Source organism: Glycomyces tarimensis, from assembly GCF_054776215.1.
This window is the reverse complement of the sequence record NZ_BAAHCB010000020.1, coordinates 197,118-211,989: the sequence shown is the minus strand read 5'-3', so window position 1 is coordinate 211,989 and position 14,872 is coordinate 197,118. Positions and strand designations below refer to the sequence as shown.

Below are 14,872 nucleotides of genomic sequence, written 5' to 3'. Positions count from 1 at the left end.
TCCATCTCCGTCTTCTCCCATGAGCTGTGCTGTTCTGCCAAGCCGACTGTTCGTCTTGATGGACAAGGGCTACGGCGAGTGCCCCCTGCCTTGGTGGTCACTGCCTCCAAGGTTTTCGGGGTCAAGTCCCGGTCCCCGGTTCAGATGGTCGGCACCTGGTCGAGGAAGCCATGGACGGCAGCGATCTTGCCGCTCTCGTCCAGGTTGATCACGTCGAAGCCGATCACCGGCGACTCCTCGCCCTCGGGGCCGAGACCCCATTTGAATCGGGCCTGATTGTGATGACCGTCGACATCACCGGCGAGAGTGAATCTCCAGCCGGGGAACTGAGCCTGAGCTCCAGCGATGAATGCCGACACTCCCTCGTGGCCGGAGACTTCTGCCATCGGGTCCACATAGGTGACGTCGTCAGTGAAGAGCGAGGCTACGAGTTCGGTACGACGCTGCGGGTCAGTGGCGTTGAAGGCGTTGAGATAGCTGGTGGCGATGACATCGAAGTCGCGCATGTCCATTCCTTCAGTGTGTCGGCCTCGCCGTGTTGCGAGGACGAGACCAGCATGTCGTCCGGGGCGCCGTCCGTCGATTACCTCGGAGGTAATCAGACTCGTTACCTGTGGTTCTAGGATTGGGTGCGTGGCGACGGAACTGTCGGAGTGCACGACCGGCGGCCTGCTCCGGCATTGGCGCAATCAGCGGCACCTGACTCAGCAGGAACTCGCGTTGGCGTGCAATGTCTCGGCACGGCACCTCAGCTTCATTGAGACCGGAAGATCGAGGCCGACCTCGGACATGATCATCAAGCTGTGCGAGCAGCTCGATGTGCCGCTGCGGCACCGCAACGACATGCTCCTCGCCGCCGGGCACGCCCCGGCATACGGCGAGACGTCCCTGGATCAGCCGCCGATGAAGGCCGTCAGTGCCGCACTGATTCAGATCCTGGACGGGCACCTGCCGTTCCCCGCCCTGGTAGTCGATCGGCAATGGAATATGGTGGACGCCAATGCCGCGGTCGATCTGCTGATCTCGGGTTGTGCCGCCGAATTGCTGGATCCGCCTGTGAACGTGCTGCGGTTGAGCCTGCATCCGGAAGGGCTAGCCCCGCGAATCAGGAACCTGCCGCAGTGGCGCGGCCATGTGCTTTCGAGGCTGGATCACCAGATTTGGGTCACCGGTGACACCGAACTCGGCCGATTGCGGGCGGAACTGGCCGGATATCCCGGCGGCACCGATCACGCGCCGAAGCATGAACCGGTCGTCCCGCTGCGAGTGGACGCCGATGCGGGGGCGTTGTCGCTCATCAGCACGACGACGGTGTTCGGCACCCCGATGGATGTCACCGTGGCCGACCTCGCGATCGAGTCTTTCTTCCCCGCGGACGCCCGAACCGCCGAGTTCTTCAAGGCCCGAACAGATCTCTGACTTCGCTCGGAGGCGGCGCGTCGCTGCCTGAGCGCACTCGTACGAATGTGTAACGATTTTCGGCGCGCGCAGTGCGCGTACTTCCCGATCAATCGAATACGGAAGCGGCGGGCCGCCTCTCAAACGCCAATCTGACCGGCGGCCCGCCTTCCCAAACCATCGGAAGGAAACCTCCATGGTCAGTGTCAGCGTACGCCAAAAACCGCTCGTCGCGGCAGAGCGAAACTCGTACGAGTACCCGCATCCCGACAATCCCGGCCTGAGCGAAGTCCCTGGTGACGGCTTCTACGACTGGGCAGGACGCCGCCTGTTCCTGCCGAACGGATCACCCGATCCGGCTACACCCGGCGCCTACCGCTACCAGACCCGGCCCGACTTGTGCGATGTCGGAGCGCCGGACTCCGATCCGGCCAGTCCGCGCTACGAGCCATCGCACCTGCGTCACCGACCGGGCGACACGTTCGAGATCGGCGGCAAGCCCCACGACCCGGAGGACCCCGGCACGTACGGCACTCGGGGCTGGCGGCCCGACAAGCGCACCGGCCGTCATCGTCGCGGCGAGTTGTCCGACCCGATCCCGCCGTGGGAAGAGTCTCCCGACCGTGATCCGGTCGCCGACGGCCGTCCCAGTCCGATCCCGCGCCGCCGAAGGCTCTGTACCGAACCCGACTCCGAGCCCGAGGAGCCGTTCCGGTTCTCGAAGCTCCGTGAGGACGCCGGTCCTCGCCGTCGAGACGGTCGTCGGCCGACGGCTTCGGTTCGCGGTCCTCGTCGGTCAACCTCGTCTGCGCGCGACCTTCCTCTACCGCGATCCGCCGGTCCTCGGATCGGTCATCGGCCTCGACGGAGATCGCCCCCAGCTGCGGGTGTCCACTCCGATCCACATGGAATGGGCCGCGACGCACGCGAAGGCGATCGTCGACTTCGCTACGCGGACTTGGACCGCTATCGAGCGCGATCGCGACCACTGAAAGCCCGTCCTGGGCGTGCCCTCGGGCACGGCCACGGTCACGCGCCGCTCAGCGACTGCACCAGGCTCGCACTTCGGGGCGCCTGAGCAGGATCATCGCGGCGACGCAGACGCCCACCACGAGGAGTTCTCCTGGGGCGAATATCAGCAGTCGTATGCCCGAGGATCCCGACACCGCCAGAAGGGAGACGAGCCAGACGGCGGCTGCGGGGATGATGGTCGCTTCGAGGGCGATCACCCCTTGCCGCGCCCTGTCGCGCCCACGCGCGATCCGGATCGCGAAGACGGCGGACAGGGCGAGGACGAGCAGCATCACCAGGTTCGAGGCGACCAGCCTGGCGGTGAACGCCAAGTCGCCCGTGAAGGCCTTGAGCAGCGGAGTGCCGGTCTCTGCCGCCGCACTCGCCGTGAGCATGAGCGCCCTGGCCCCGAACAGCAGCACAGCGCAGGGCTACATGCCCATTTGGATCCACAGGAGCGCCACCGCGGCGGTCGCGGCACCGGGCATACGACTTCTCGGCGGCGCGGGGTCGCCCAGAGGGACCGGCGGGAGGTGCCCGAGGTCGACGTGGGCCTCGAACGTCGGGCGGCTCGGTCCGGTCGACAGGGTCATGCGGCGCTCCAGTGACTGGTGTCGGATCGCGACCATCTTAGATCAGACGTACGACGGAGTAAGGCCTGCCCTACCTATAAGACGCCTGGTCACAGGCTCGTCCGGGGGCTTCGTGCTCTCTAGATTTGAAGTATGCTCAAGACATTCAAGCAGGTCGGCATCGACACGGCCTACCTTCTCTCGTCGTTCCCCATCGCCCTGCCGGGGTTCGTCATCGCCGTCGCCGGCTTCTCCGCCGGGATCGGCACCGCCGTCGTGTGGGTCGGCGTCCCGATCCTCGCGGCGACCCTGTGGGCCCTGCGCGGCGTCGCCGCCGCCGGGCGCGCGCCGCTCCCGGCCGTGCTCGGCCAAGCGATCGCGACGCCGCGGCACAAGAAGGCGCCCGCGAACGCCTCGGTCCTGCGCCGCTTCCTCACCGCCGTGACGGACGGCCAGTCCTGGCTCAACCTGCTGTGGTCCGTGGTGAACTTCCCGGTCGCCATCGTCGGCTTCGTGGTGGCGCTGTCGTGGTGGGCCGCCACGGTCACCTCGCTCCTCTACCCGCTGTACGGCTGGATCATCCGCCGCGCGGCCGGTGAGGGCGACGGCCTGGAGTACGCCACGCGCTGGCTCGGCTGGGGCGACTCGTACGGCGCGATCTCGATCCTCGCGTTCATCGGCGGCGCCGTGATGGCCCTGCTCCTGCCGCTGGTCCTGCGCGGTTGCGCCCTCATGCAGGCCTCCATCGGCCGCGCCCTGCTCGCCTCGCTCCCGGAGACCGAGGACGTCCCGGCCGACCTCGAGCGCCGCATCGGCACCCTGGACGCCGAGCTCACCCGCGTGCGCTCGCAGCTCACCACCGCTTCCGAAGTGCGCTGAGCCGCTGCATTCCCGGGCGCGTCAGCGTCCGGGAATCACCGGAGCCGGGCGCGGAATTCGGACAAGTGCGGGCCTTCGCGGTCGGGGACGGCCTTCACCTCGGCGGTCAGCGTCATCTCCGTGGTCTCCCCGGGAGGCAGCGTCATGCTCCGGCGCCATTCGGCCTGGGTCAGGTCGAGCCTGGTCGACGGGCCGAGCTGGGTGCGGGGAGCCGGGATGCTCACGGTGAGGTCGTGCGGCCCCGGGGGCAGTTGGAGCCACATCCTCGTCCACGACGCCTTGATCGGCCTGCCGTCGACGGAGACCTCCGGGGCCGGGACCCAGGGACGGCACGCGGGCGCCTCGGGCTCGCCGATGCGGACCGCCCGCCAGCGCTGGAGGAGCGAGGGCTTCCGGCCTCCCGCGAGCGCGGCGAGCGTGGCCTGGTCGTGCTCCTCGAGCATGTAGCGCAGGTGCAGGCTCAGGGCCGCCCATCCGGGCGCGGGCGCGAGACGCTCGGGTTCGTCGTCGTCGAGGATGCGCACCTCGTTGTCGGAGCCGTGGGCGGGAGCGTGGGCCACGGTGGTCGGCTTGCGCCGGAACTGCTTGACCAGGGACACGCCGATGACGCCCAGGCCTACTGCGACGCCGACGCCCATCGCCCCGAAGGCGAGGGCGCTGCCGAGCGCCTCCGAGTCGAGGGCATCGGTCGTCGTCGCCAGGATGGTGAGGAGTGCCGCCAGGGCGAAGATGCCGAAGACGAGGATGACGTACCAGTTCGCCCGCCCCAGACCGCTCCGGTGCCCGCCGAAGGACACGCCTTCCCACAGTTCGTTGTCCGCCTGGTGGTAGCGGTGCGCCTGGGCGCCGATGACGCTGCAGTAGTCGAGGTCCCTGCGCTCGCCTCTGGCGAGGTCGACCACCTCGTACGAGCGGGTGTGGCTGCTGGTGACCGCGATGAGGTGCCGGCCGGGGGGCAGCGTCAGTTTCGTCGTGCCCCAGCCCCACGAGGCGGGCATGCCGTCGACGCTGACCACGGGGACGAGGGGCCTGGCGACACGGAAGTCGGGGCTCCATTGGCGCGAGGGGTATCTGCCGTACGCGGTGCGGACCACGACGGTCGCGTTCGCCGCGTCCGTGTCGTCGCGAGGTCCCATGTGGAGTCTGCGCCCCGCCTGGACGCCGACGGCGGCGTCGGGGTGCGGTCGGGCCGCCCAGTCGCGGAACGGCGGGAACGCCTTGAACGAGCCGAGTCGTTTCAGGCCCGGCAGCACCGGCCAGGCGACCAGCGCCACCAGCATGAGGGCCGCCAAGGTGATGCTGAAGATCTCCTCGGCGTCGAGCCCGTCCGAGCCACCCACTGTTCGCCGCCTCCTGGTCGCTGTAGTTGTGCAGAGCCGCTACAGCATAAACACGCCTCGCATTCGACGGCACCGGGCATGGTCAAGGCGCTCCGGCGTTCGGAGCTGCGGAGACGCCTGACTCGTCATTGCCCGGAACGGGTCTGGCGAATGGTAGGTTCGGCCTCATGGCATACGCTTCGTCCCCTGATCACCAGGCCTCGATCGATTTCGGGGAGGAGGTCGACCGCTTCCGCCGGCACGCCGCCGCCCATGTCGACGAGGACCGGCGCACGGCCGAGCGGATCTCGCGGCCCGAGGACGCGGTCATGGTCGATGTCGGCTGCGGCGCGGCCGGTGTGGCGCTGGCGCTCGCCGAGGCCCACCCAGTGGCGCGGGTGGTCGCCGTCGACGCCGAGGCATCGGTGGTCGACCTGGCGCGTGAGCGTTCCGAGCAGACCGGTATCGCGATCGAGACGGCAGTGGCCGATGTCGGCGAGCCGGAGCGCCTGGCGGCCGTCGTCGGTGCGTCCGCCGATGTCGTCTGGGCGGGGCACGTCCTCCATCACACCGCTGATCAGCAGGGCGCCGTCGACGCCTTGGCCCGTCTGCTCGCGCCTGGCGGGCGCCTGGCCATCGGCGAGGGCGGACTCAGCGCCCAGTTTCTGCCGTGGGACGTCGGCGTGGGCCGTCCCGGCCTCGAGGCGCGCCTGGCCGAGGCCCGTTCGCGGCGCATGGAGGCCGAGCACTTGGAGCACGGCGCCAAGCCGCTGCCGTACGGCTGGAACCTCGCTTTGGAGCACGCCGGCCTGAGCGAGGTACGGACGTTCCACGACGTCACCACCGTGCCGGCGCCGCTCGAAGGAGCCGAGCTGCGCCTGGCGCTTGAGCGCCTGGCGGCCTGGGTCGGCTGGTTCGAGGACTTCATGGACGCCGAGGACCAGGCGGCCTGGGAGGCTCTGCTCGACGCCGACAGTCCGCACTGGCTCGGCGAACGCCGCGATCTCCACCATCTCGAGATCCAGACGACCTATATGGGCGCCAAGCGCTTATCGGCGGCGGCGCGACGCCGGAGCCGGCAGGCGGGTATTCAGTCGTCGGGGTCGAGTGTGCCGGTCTCGACCTCGAGCTGGAAGAGCCGGTCGAGTGCCGCCAGGCCGTGCACGTCGTCGAGGCCCTCGGCGCTCGCGAAGTCGCTGAGGAGATCGAAGCCGTCGCTGACGCCGAGCTTCCCGAGCCGGTAGGCCGCCTCGATGCGCCCGTACCACGGGAAGTTCGCGTCCACGGCGAGCGCCGAGTACGCCTCGATGCCGCTGTCGCGGCGGATCCCGTGGAGCGTCTCGGCCGCGTCGAGGCCGAGATTGTAGTCCATCGTGGACTCGATGCCCTTGATCAGTCGCCACAGCGCCCGCTCCGCCTCGGCGGGGTTGTCGTCGGCGAGCTGTTCGGCGCAGATGATCCGCAGGCGCGAGGTGATGTGCGGTGCGGTCGCCAGGTGCCGGAACGCCGTCGAGGCCGAGGATCGGTCGACCAGGCGCAGCATGTTGGCCGCGCCGTGGCGCACGTACTCGGAGACGCGGTTGTCGGCGACCAGCTGCATGAGCGCGATCTCGGCGGCCCCCGCGGCGCAGTCGACGAGGGCGCTGGCGGCGTCGAGTCGGTACCGGTCGTCCACTGACGCATCGGTCGCGATCAATTCAAGGGCGCGCATGCCTTGATCGGCGCTGAACCGGCCCATGTGCTCGGCCGCCTCCAACCGCACCTCGATGTCCACATCGGATGCGGTGACGACGGTCGTCAGCCGCATCGCCATGTCCTTGCCGCCGAGGTCGACGAGGTCCTGGATCAACTGGATGCGCAGGTCGGCCTCGATGCCCTCGTTCCGGATGCTGCCCATGAGGTTGCGCATCGCACGCTCGCGCCGCTCGGGTGAACGCACCGCCTCGGCGTCGCGGGCGACGTCGATGGTCTCGGAGATCTCGCCCATCGCCTGCTCGCGCCAGAACGGGCTCGGTGTCGGTTCGGCGTACTGCCGGTGCCGCTGCCACCGCCAGGCCGCCGCCCACGTCGCGACCAGCGCCAGGCACAGTAGGCCGTAGCCCCAGAAGCGGTTGACGGCCGACACCTCGACCACGGGAACCAGGGCGAGCAGGCCGGAGAACCGGAGCGTCCACCACCCCACTGACTGGACAGTCGCCATACGTTGAACCTCGGGTAGAAGCTGGTCTCGTCGCTGCCTGTTCGGGGAGGTGAGGGGCCGGGGCCATAGAGCTTAGATCCCGGACGCGAACGGCCATCGCACAGGGCGTGCGACCGACGGTCATCCGTGCGGGTGAATCGGTCCCGAGTGCCTGCGGAGAGCGGCCGATCGGTGCTCGGTCGCCACCGCCCGGAGCGTGACACTGATGCTGAGCGGTGCGCGGACCGCTATCTGCGCGAGACTCGGACCCGGATGAACCGCTGTAGGATCGATGCACCCCGGTGAAGGCGTTCACCACCACGCAGAGCCCACCAGAGCAGACGAGGCCGAGAGAGCGATGACCTACCCGCCGCCCCCCGGAGGCTACGACCCGCAGCAGTACCACGTGTCGAGCCAGCCGCCCCAGCAGCCCAGCGACCCTTACGCTCAGGGCTACAACGCTCCGCCGCCTCCGAACTACGGCCCGGGCCCCGGCCAGTACCAGCAGCCGCCGAACATGACGCCGCCCATCGGCGTCCAGCCCGGTTACCCGCCCGGCGCGCCCTCGCCGCTGCCGCCGCAGGTCCCGCCGCCCCAGCAGGGCGGCAACCTCGGGATCATCCTCGGCGTCATCGTCGGTCTCGTCGTGCTCCTCGGTGTGGCCGCGATCCTCATCGTCCCCGGGATGCTCGAGGACGACGGGCCCACCACCGCGGGCGAGGAGACCACCTCCGATGCCGAGGAGCGGTCTTCCGAGGACGAGGCGACCGCGGAGGAGGAAGAGAGCCCCGCCGCCGAGGAGGAGTCCGGCTCGGGCGACTTCGGCGACTGGGGCACCGCGATCAGCTCCGACGACTTCGAGGAGAACTCCCCGGAGGGCGCCGCGATCCGCTGGGAGATCGCCGTTGACGACGGCGATCTGGAGTCCCTGGCCGCGCTCATGTGTTCGAGTCCGAGCGAGGGTCTCCAGCGGGAATACGACTACGAGGCCGAATACGGCCAGGCGTGGAACTACGACTTCATCATCTGGGCGATCGCCAAAGAGCCGGCGAACGGCCAAGTCGAGCTCTGGGCCGGTTGGACCTGGGACGACACTGCACCGGCGAGCCAGGAGGACCTGGACTCCGGCGGCGGCAATTACTACACCGCCGTGGAAGAGGACGGCACCTGGAAGATCTGCGACATCGCCTACTGACGACGCCCAGCTCCTCTACAGGGGATTATGTCGGGCCGATGCCGTTTCGCCGGAAGTTATCCACAGGGCGAAACACAGTCCTTGACGGAGTGTGCCCGTTCGGTGACGCTTGAGTCATGCTGCAGATACCCGCATACCGCACCCGGGCCCAGGCCGGACCCGCATCGCCGGGCTCCGGCCTGCGCGAGCGTTTCCAGGCCGTGTCCGAATCGGACGCCACTGTCGTCGCGACCGGCCGCACCGCCGCCTGGATCCACGGCTTCGACGTGCTGCCGCCGGGCGTCGGCGAACACGAGTGGCCGCTCGAATGCGCCGCTCGGGTGCCCGGGATCGACACCACCGTCGTCGACGGGCTCCCGGTCACCCGGCGCGCCCGCACGCTCGTGGACTGCGCCGCCGACCTGCCGCGACTCGAGGCGGTCGCGGCGGCCGAGTTCCTGAAGGCCGGGGTCGACACGCGCGGTCTGGCGGCGGTCCTCGAACGGCTGCACGGCGACCGCCTGCGCCGGGCGAACGCGACACTGCTCGCCGCCGATCCGAGGGCCGAGTCGCCCATGGAGTCGTGGACCCGCTGCCTCATCGGTGACGCCGGCCTGCCCGCGCCCACCCCGCAGCTGCGCGTCAGGATCCCCGGCGGGCGGTCGGCGTTCCTCGACCTCGGCTGGGAGCGGTGGCGGCTCGCCGTGGAGTACGACGGTGTGGCCGCCCAGATCGGAACGGCGGGCGAGTCGAGCGACCGCCGGTGCCACCGCGCGCTGCGGAGCCTCGGCTGGGAAGTGCTCGTGCTCACGGCCGCGGACGTGACGGAGGACCCTCGCGGCTGGCTCGTCGGCCTGCGAGAGGCGCTCCTCGAACGCGGATGGGGCCCTGATCTGCCGGTTCTTCACGATGTCGGCGCTCGCATCGAGGCCGTGGGCGACGCTATGGGGCGCGCATGAGCGCGACGATCTCGGCGCCGTCACGCTACGATCGGGGCGAGCAATGTTCGAGTCCCGCGTGGCAGGTCGTCAGGAGTACGTGTGTCGGAAGCGTCCTTCACCGGATTCGCGCACCCCGCGCTCCCCACCGTCGACGAGATCAGGGCGTGGGCGCTCGACCCGCTCTCGGTCGCGCCCGAGGGCCGCCAGTGGGATCTCACGCTCGCCACCGACGAGCTGGTCGACACCTGGCTCGAACTCGCCGCCGACGCCACCTGCCCGAAACGCTCGTTCGCGCTGCACGTCCTCTACATCTACGCCGGCGACGCCGTGCGCACGAGGTTCCGCGTCCACTCGCGCAAGCGCGTCGACAAGCTCCTCGACAAGGCGCATGAGACGCGGGACCAGTATGTTGGACTGTGGGCCGCCAACACCAAGGCGCTCATCCGCCAGCCGGACCTGTTCGACTACGACGAATGGTGCAACGGCGGACTCGTGCGCCGGCCGCGGCGGCTGGCTCCCGGTCCGACCAGAAGGTAACGCACATGTCAACGCCCGATCCGAACATGCGCGTCTCGAATGCCGAGCGCGAAGCGATCATCGCCCGTCTCCACGCCGCCACCGAAGAGGGGCGGCTCGAACTCGACGAGTTCGCCGAGCGCTCCCGCAACGCCTACGCCGCGAAGACGTACGGCGAGCTCCAAGGGCTCCTGGACGACCTGCCCGACCCCGGCGGCACCCTCGCCGTGCCCAAGAACGCCGCTCCGCTGTCGCGGCGCGCCGCGAGCGCCCCGGCCGAACTCCGGCTGAACCCCAAGGCCTCCTCCGTCGAGCGCAAGGGTGAGTGGATCGTCCCCTCGAGCATCACGGTCAACGCCAAGGCCAGCAGCGTGAAGCTCGACTTCCGCCACGCGGTCATCCGCGACGCCGAGGTCGAGATCGACGGTGACCTCATCGCCTCCTCGTTGGAGCTGGTGCTGCCCGCGGGCGGCTACGCGGTGGACGAGCACTTCGACGTGATGGCCAGTAGCGTGGCAAATAGATGCCCCTACAAAGGACAGAACGGCGTGCGGTTCATCGTGCGAGGACGCGCCAAGGCCAGTTCGGTGTCGGTCCGGTATGAGCGCCGCTTCCTTTGGTGGCGTTGGTAGGCGAATCGGTACCGCGCGAAGCCGCTCCGGCCGCCACCTGCGGCGGGATCCGGCGATGCTCCAACGTCACGGAGACGTAACAGTATCGGGCGCCCATCGAAATATCCTCATATGAGGGTTTACAGCGAGTCGCACTCACAATAGGCTCGCTTGCGTGCGCTGCTTTCTACCCTGCGCAGCGCTCGTCCCCTTTGAGAGGAGCTCATCGAATGGGATCTTCGTCCCCCCATCTCTCCGGAAGACGCGCAAAGACGCGCGCCAGGTCCGGAGCCAGGATCACGTTGGCGGCAGCGACCGTCCCGATGGTGATCGCTGGACTCACCACCGTGGCCGGACCGGCCTCGGCCGAGCCCGCCGCGCTCCCCGAGGTCTCCCCCGAATACCACAAGGAGGCCCCGACCCAGGACGTCGAGTACACCGACGGCTTCTACGTGGTCCAGCTCGCCGACGACCCCATCGCCACCTATGAGGGCGGCGAGGCCGGCATCGAGGCCACCGCGCCCGCCGAGGGCGAGACCATCGACTTCGATTCACCCGAGGTCGAGGAATACCGAGAGCACCTCGCCGACGAGCGTGAAGCGGTCATCGACGAGCACGACATCGAACCGGTCGCCGAGTACGACACCGTGTTCGCCGGATTCGCCGCCCAGCTGACGGCCGCCGAAGCCGAGCAGCTCGCCCAGAGCGACAAGGTCGTGTCCGTCGCCCCCGACGAGATCCGCCACCTCACCACCTCCACCACGCCGGAGTTCCTCGACCTCACCGGCAGGAAGGGCGCCTGGAACCGGTACTTCGGCGACCCCGAGAAGGCCGGAGAGGGCGTCATCGTCGGCGTCATCGACTCGGGCATCTGGCCCGAGAACCCGTCCTTCGCCCCGCTGCCCGAACCCCGCCCCGACCAGGACGTCATCGACGCCAAGTGGCAGGGCGAGTGCGAAGAGGGCACCGACGAGGACCCCGACGCCAACATCACCTGCAACAACAAGTTGATCGGCGCCCGCTGGTTCGACTCTCGCGGCGTCTCGGTGAACGGCTACGCCTCCCCCCGCGACCAAGACGGGCACGGCACCCACACCGCCTCCACCGCCGCCGGCAACCACGAGGCCGAAGTCATCATGGACGGCGAGGAGTTCGGCACGGTCTCCGGCATGGCCCCGGCCGCCCGCATCGCCGCCTACAAGGCCTGCTGGGACGGTTGCAACACCGCCGACCTCGTCGCCGCGGTCGAGGCCGCGGTCGCCGACGGCGTCGACGTCATCAACTACTCCATCAGCGGCACGACCACGCCCGAGTTCCTCGACCCGGTCGCCATCGCGTTCTTCAACGCCGCCGCCTCGGGCGTGTTCGTCTCGGCCAGCGCCGGCAACAACGGGCCGGTCACCGTCGCCCACCAGGAGCCGTGGACGACCACCGTCGCGGCCTCCACTCACGACATGACCTCCCGTTCGGAACTCACGTTCGGCGACACCACCACCAAGGTCGGCGCGATCAACGGCGCCGCCGAATGGCCGATCAAGCTCGGCGTCGACGCCGCCCTCGACGGGACCGACCCCGAGGCCGCGGCCGGCTGCGACCCGGGCACGCTCGACCCTGCCAAGACCGAGGGCTTCGCGGTCCTGTGCGAGCGGGGCAACCTGTTCACCGACATGGCGAACGAGGTCGCCAGAGCCGGAGGCCTGGCGCTCCTCGTGCGCGACGTCCAGGACCTCGGACCGGCCACGGTCGTCACCTCTCAGGCGGTGCCGACCCTCCACGTCGACTACTCCTCCGGCCTGGAGCTGGCCGAGTGGGTCGCCGCGACCGAGGACCCGGTCGTCTCGGTCACCACCTCGGAGCGCGAGAAGCAGACCGCTCCTTCGATGGCCGCGTTCTCCTCCTCCGGTCCGGCACAGGCGGCCGGGCAGAACCTGCTCAAGCCCGACATCACCGCTCCCGGCGTCGAGATCCTCGCGGGTCTGACCCCGGAGCACAACCGCGGCAACGACTACGGCGCCTCGCAGGGCACCTCGATGTCGAGCCCGCACATCGCCGGCCTGGCCGCGCTGCTCGTCTCGGAGAACCCCGACTGGACGCCGATGGCGGTCAAGTCGGCCATGATGACCACGGCGTACCAGACCGACAACTCCGGCGATCCGATCCAGCGCGGCGGCGAGGACGCCACGCCGTTCGACTTCGGCGCCGGCCACGTCGACGGCAAGGCCATGTTCGACCCGGGCCTGGTCTACGAGTCGAACGCCACCGACTGGATCCAGTACATCTGCGGCACCTCGGAGGCGGCCAAGATCGCGGCCACCTGCGAGAGCGTCGGCTCGATCGACCCCTCGCAGCTGAACTACCCGTCGATCGCGGTCGGCGAGCTCGCCGGCGCAGAGACGATCACCCGCACCGTCACCAACGTCTCGGACCGCGGCGGCCTCTACAAGGCCAAGATCGACGCGCCCGACGGCGTGAAGGTCTCGGTCGACCAGCGCTGGCTGTACGTCAGGCCGGGCGCATCGGCGACGTTCACCATCACGATCGAGCGCACCGACGGCGCGTTCGGCGAGTGGGCCTTCGGCGACATCACCTGGAAGGAGATCGGCTGGAAGGGCCACGAGGTCCGCTCCCCGATCGTCGTCAAGCCGGCGTATCTGAGCGTCGAGGACGAGATCAGCCTCTCCGGCGCCTCCGGCGAGACGACGCTGGCGGGCACGTCGGGCTTCGACGGCACGCTCGGCACCTCGGTCTCGGGCCTGGTGCCCTCCGATGTCTCGACCGCGACGCTGACCGACCCGGACAGTTCCTCGTTCCCGACCGACGACCCGGTCGAGAGCTCGCACACCGAGTCGTTCGAGTTCACCGCGCCGGCCGACTCGGCGGTGGTGCGCTTCGCGACCTTCGGCTCCGAGCACCCGGACGGCACCGACCTCGACCTGTTCGTCTACGAGAAGGCCGACGACGGTTCGCTGACCCTGGTCGACTACTCGGCCTCCGGCGGGACGGACGAGACGGTGACGCTGCCGGGCGGACACACCTTCGTGGTGTTCGTCGACCTGTGGGACGGCCCCGACAGCCTCGACGCGGCGCTGCACGCCTGGATCGTGCCGAGTTCGGACGAGGGCAACCTGACGGTCTCCCCGAGCGAGCAGACCGTCGCGCTGGCCGAGCCGTTCGAGCTGTCTCTGGCGTGGTCCGGCCTCGCGGCCGAGTCCCGCTACATGGGCACGCTCGACTTCATCGCCGACGGCGAGTCGGTCGACTCCACGATCGTGAACGTCGTGACCTGATCCGTCCGACCGATCGATGAAGGCGCTCGCCGCGGATCTTGCGGCGGGCGCCTTCTGCCTCTACGTTTGGCGGTAGCCCGATGACTCCCTGGAGGAGCTGTGCCACGTCGCCTGGTCTCGCTCTCGCTGCTCGCCCTCGCCGTGGTCGTCGCAGCCGTCCTCGGCCTCTCCACATGGCGCCCGGACGGGGGCCGGACGCAGACGCCGGCCGACGCCGCCGAGGTCGAACAGGACGGTCCGGTGCGCGTCATGCCGCTGGGCGACTCGATCACCGGCAGCCCCGGCTGCTGGCGCGGCAAGCTGTGGGACCTGCTCACCGATGCCGGACACGAGATCGCCTACGTCGGCTCGCAGGCGCGGGAATGCCCGCCGAGCGAAGCCGCCCCGTTCCACGAGGGGCACGGCGGGGTCCGCGTCACCGAGGCGGTCGCCGGCGGCGACGCCAGGCGGTGGCTGGAGATGAACACCCCGGACGTGCTGCTCATGCACTTCGGCACCAACGACCTCTGGCGGTCGGTCCCGCAGGACCGCGTCCTGGAGGCGTACACCGCGGTCGTGGAGGACCTGCGCGAGCTCAATCCGGAGGCGGTCGTCCTCGTCGCCCAGATCATTCCGCTGCACCCGATGTCCGGCTGCGGTGACTGCCCCGAGCGGGCGATCGACCTCAACGCCGCGATCCCGCGGTGGGCGGCGGCCCTGAGCACCGAGGCGTCGCCGATCACGGTGGTGGACCAGCACACCGGGTTCGATCCCGTCGGCGACACCACCGACGGCGTCCACCCGAACGAGCAGGGCTCGGTCAAGATCGCCGAGAACTGGTTCGACGCGCTCGACCCGATCCTGGACTGACGCGGGATGCTTCATTCTTTCGCCGCCCGCGATTGATCGCGATGGATGTTTGCGATAACATCGATGTACCTCGATTCCCTCTCAGGACGCCTCCACCGGCAACCGAGGCGTCCCCTTACCCGGCAAGCCATTGGAG

General features: G+C 69.4%; 14 protein-coding genes. 10 read left to right on the top strand and 4 right to left on the bottom strand.

Annotated elements, in window-relative coordinates:
- Positions 1-140: 140 nt before the first annotated feature.
- A complete protein-coding gene (locus ACYVK3_RS15730; RefSeq protein ID WP_460498285.1) occupies positions 141-506 on the bottom strand; it encodes a nuclear transport factor 2 family protein in 366 nt (121 codons plus the stop codon).
- A gap of 127 nt (positions 507-633) precedes the next feature.
- Between ACYVK3_RS15730 and ACYVK3_RS15725 the strand changes: the two genes are divergently transcribed.
- Together ACYVK3_RS15725 and ACYVK3_RS15720 are read left to right on the top strand one after the other, a co-directional pair.
- On the top strand, positions 634-1,419 hold the full coding sequence (locus tag ACYVK3_RS15725) for a helix-turn-helix domain-containing protein (protein ID WP_460498284.1): 786 nt from the start codon (positions 634-636) through the stop codon (positions 1,417-1,419).
- A 707-nt stretch (positions 1,420-2,126) separates the two neighbouring features.
- Complete coding sequence (locus tag ACYVK3_RS15720) at positions 2,127-2,390, top strand: hypothetical protein (protein WP_460498283.1); 264 nt, start codon at positions 2,127-2,129, stop codon at positions 2,388-2,390.
- A gap of 48 nt (positions 2,391-2,438) precedes the next feature.
- On the opposite strand, the gene ACYVK3_RS15715 is transcribed toward ACYVK3_RS15720, so the two are convergent.
- Positions 2,439-2,831 carry a hypothetical protein gene (locus tag ACYVK3_RS15715; RefSeq protein WP_460498282.1) on the bottom strand — a complete coding sequence of 131 codons (393 nt, stop codon included), beginning with the start codon at positions 2,829-2,831 and terminating at the stop codon, positions 2,439-2,441.
- A 9-nt stretch (positions 2,832-2,840) separates the two neighbouring features.
- Positions 2,841-3,002 carry a hypothetical protein gene (locus ACYVK3_RS15710; protein ID WP_460498281.1) on the bottom strand — a complete coding sequence of 54 codons (162 nt, stop codon included), beginning with the start codon at positions 3,000-3,002 and terminating at the stop codon, positions 2,841-2,843.
- Positions 3,003-3,134: 132 nt separating this feature from the next.
- Between ACYVK3_RS15710 and ACYVK3_RS15705 the strand changes: the two genes are divergently transcribed.
- Positions 3,135-3,860 carry a sensor domain-containing protein gene (locus tag ACYVK3_RS15705; RefSeq protein WP_460498280.1) on the top strand — a complete coding sequence of 242 codons (726 nt, stop codon included), beginning with the start codon at positions 3,135-3,137 and terminating at the stop codon, positions 3,858-3,860.
- 35 nt (positions 3,861-3,895) lie between these two features.
- Here the strand turns inward: ACYVK3_RS15705 and ACYVK3_RS15700 are convergent, their stop codons facing one another.
- Complete coding sequence (locus ACYVK3_RS15700; protein WP_460498279.1) at positions 3,896-5,200, bottom strand: hypothetical protein; 1,305 nt, start codon at positions 5,198-5,200, stop codon at positions 3,896-3,898.
- Positions 5,201-5,367: 167 nt separating this feature from the next.
- Between ACYVK3_RS15700 and ACYVK3_RS15695 the strand changes: the two genes are divergently transcribed.
- From ACYVK3_RS15695 to ACYVK3_RS15665, 7 genes are all read left to right on the top strand, one after another.
- Positions 5,368-6,423, top strand: a complete 1,056-nt coding sequence (locus ACYVK3_RS15695) for a class I SAM-dependent methyltransferase (protein WP_460498278.1) — start codon at positions 5,368-5,370, stop codon at positions 6,421-6,423.
- A 1,227-nt stretch (positions 6,424-7,650) separates the two neighbouring features.
- Entirely contained in the window at positions 7,651-8,553 is a 903-nt protein-coding gene (locus tag ACYVK3_RS15690) for a hypothetical protein (protein WP_460498277.1), read from the top strand.
- A gap of 116 nt (positions 8,554-8,669) precedes the next feature.
- Positions 8,670-9,491 carry a hypothetical protein gene (locus ACYVK3_RS15685; RefSeq protein WP_460498276.1) on the top strand — a complete coding sequence of 274 codons (822 nt, stop codon included), beginning with the start codon at positions 8,670-8,672 and terminating at the stop codon, positions 9,489-9,491.
- A gap of 81 nt (positions 9,492-9,572) precedes the next feature.
- Entirely contained in the window at positions 9,573-10,010 is a 438-nt protein-coding gene (locus tag ACYVK3_RS15680; protein WP_460498275.1) for a hypothetical protein, read from the top strand.
- Positions 10,011-10,015: 5 nt separating this feature from the next.
- Entirely contained in the window at positions 10,016-10,621 is a 606-nt protein-coding gene (locus ACYVK3_RS15675; RefSeq protein ID WP_460498274.1) for a DUF1707 SHOCT-like domain-containing protein, read from the top strand.
- Positions 10,622-10,902: 281 nt separating this feature from the next.
- Entirely contained in the window at positions 10,903-13,887 is a 2,985-nt protein-coding gene (locus ACYVK3_RS15670; protein WP_460498273.1) for a S8 family peptidase, read from the top strand.
- Between the two features lie 99 nt (positions 13,888-13,986).
- Entirely contained in the window at positions 13,987-14,736 is a 750-nt protein-coding gene (locus ACYVK3_RS15665; protein ID WP_460498271.1) for an SGNH/GDSL hydrolase family protein, read from the top strand.
- The last annotated feature ends 136 nt before the right edge of the window (positions 14,737-14,872 follow it).

Excerpts from the sequence above, each read along its gene's own strand:
- ACYVK3_RS15690 (WP_460498277.1), top strand. The coding sequence starts at position 7,651 with ATGCACCCCGGTGAAGGCGTTCACCACCACGCAGAGCCCACCAGAGCA.
- ACYVK3_RS15695 (WP_460498278.1), top strand. The coding sequence starts at position 5,368 with ATGGCATACGCTTCGTCCCCTGATCACCAGGCCTCGATCGATTTCGGG.
- ACYVK3_RS15710 (WP_460498281.1), bottom strand. The coding sequence starts at position 3,002 with ATGACCCTGTCGACCGGACCGAGCCGCCCGACGTTCGAGGCCCACGTC.
- ACYVK3_RS15730 (WP_460498285.1), bottom strand. The coding sequence starts at position 506 with ATGCGCGACTTCGATGTCATCGCCACCAGCTATCTCAACGCCTTCAAC.
- ACYVK3_RS15705 (WP_460498280.1), top strand. The coding sequence starts at position 3,135 with ATGCTCAAGACATTCAAGCAGGTCGGCATCGACACGGCCTACCTTCTC.
- ACYVK3_RS15685 (WP_460498276.1), top strand. The coding sequence starts at position 8,670 with ATGCTGCAGATACCCGCATACCGCACCCGGGCCCAGGCCGGACCCGCA.
- ACYVK3_RS15675 (WP_460498274.1), top strand. The coding sequence starts at position 10,016 with ATGTCAACGCCCGATCCGAACATGCGCGTCTCGAATGCCGAGCGCGAA.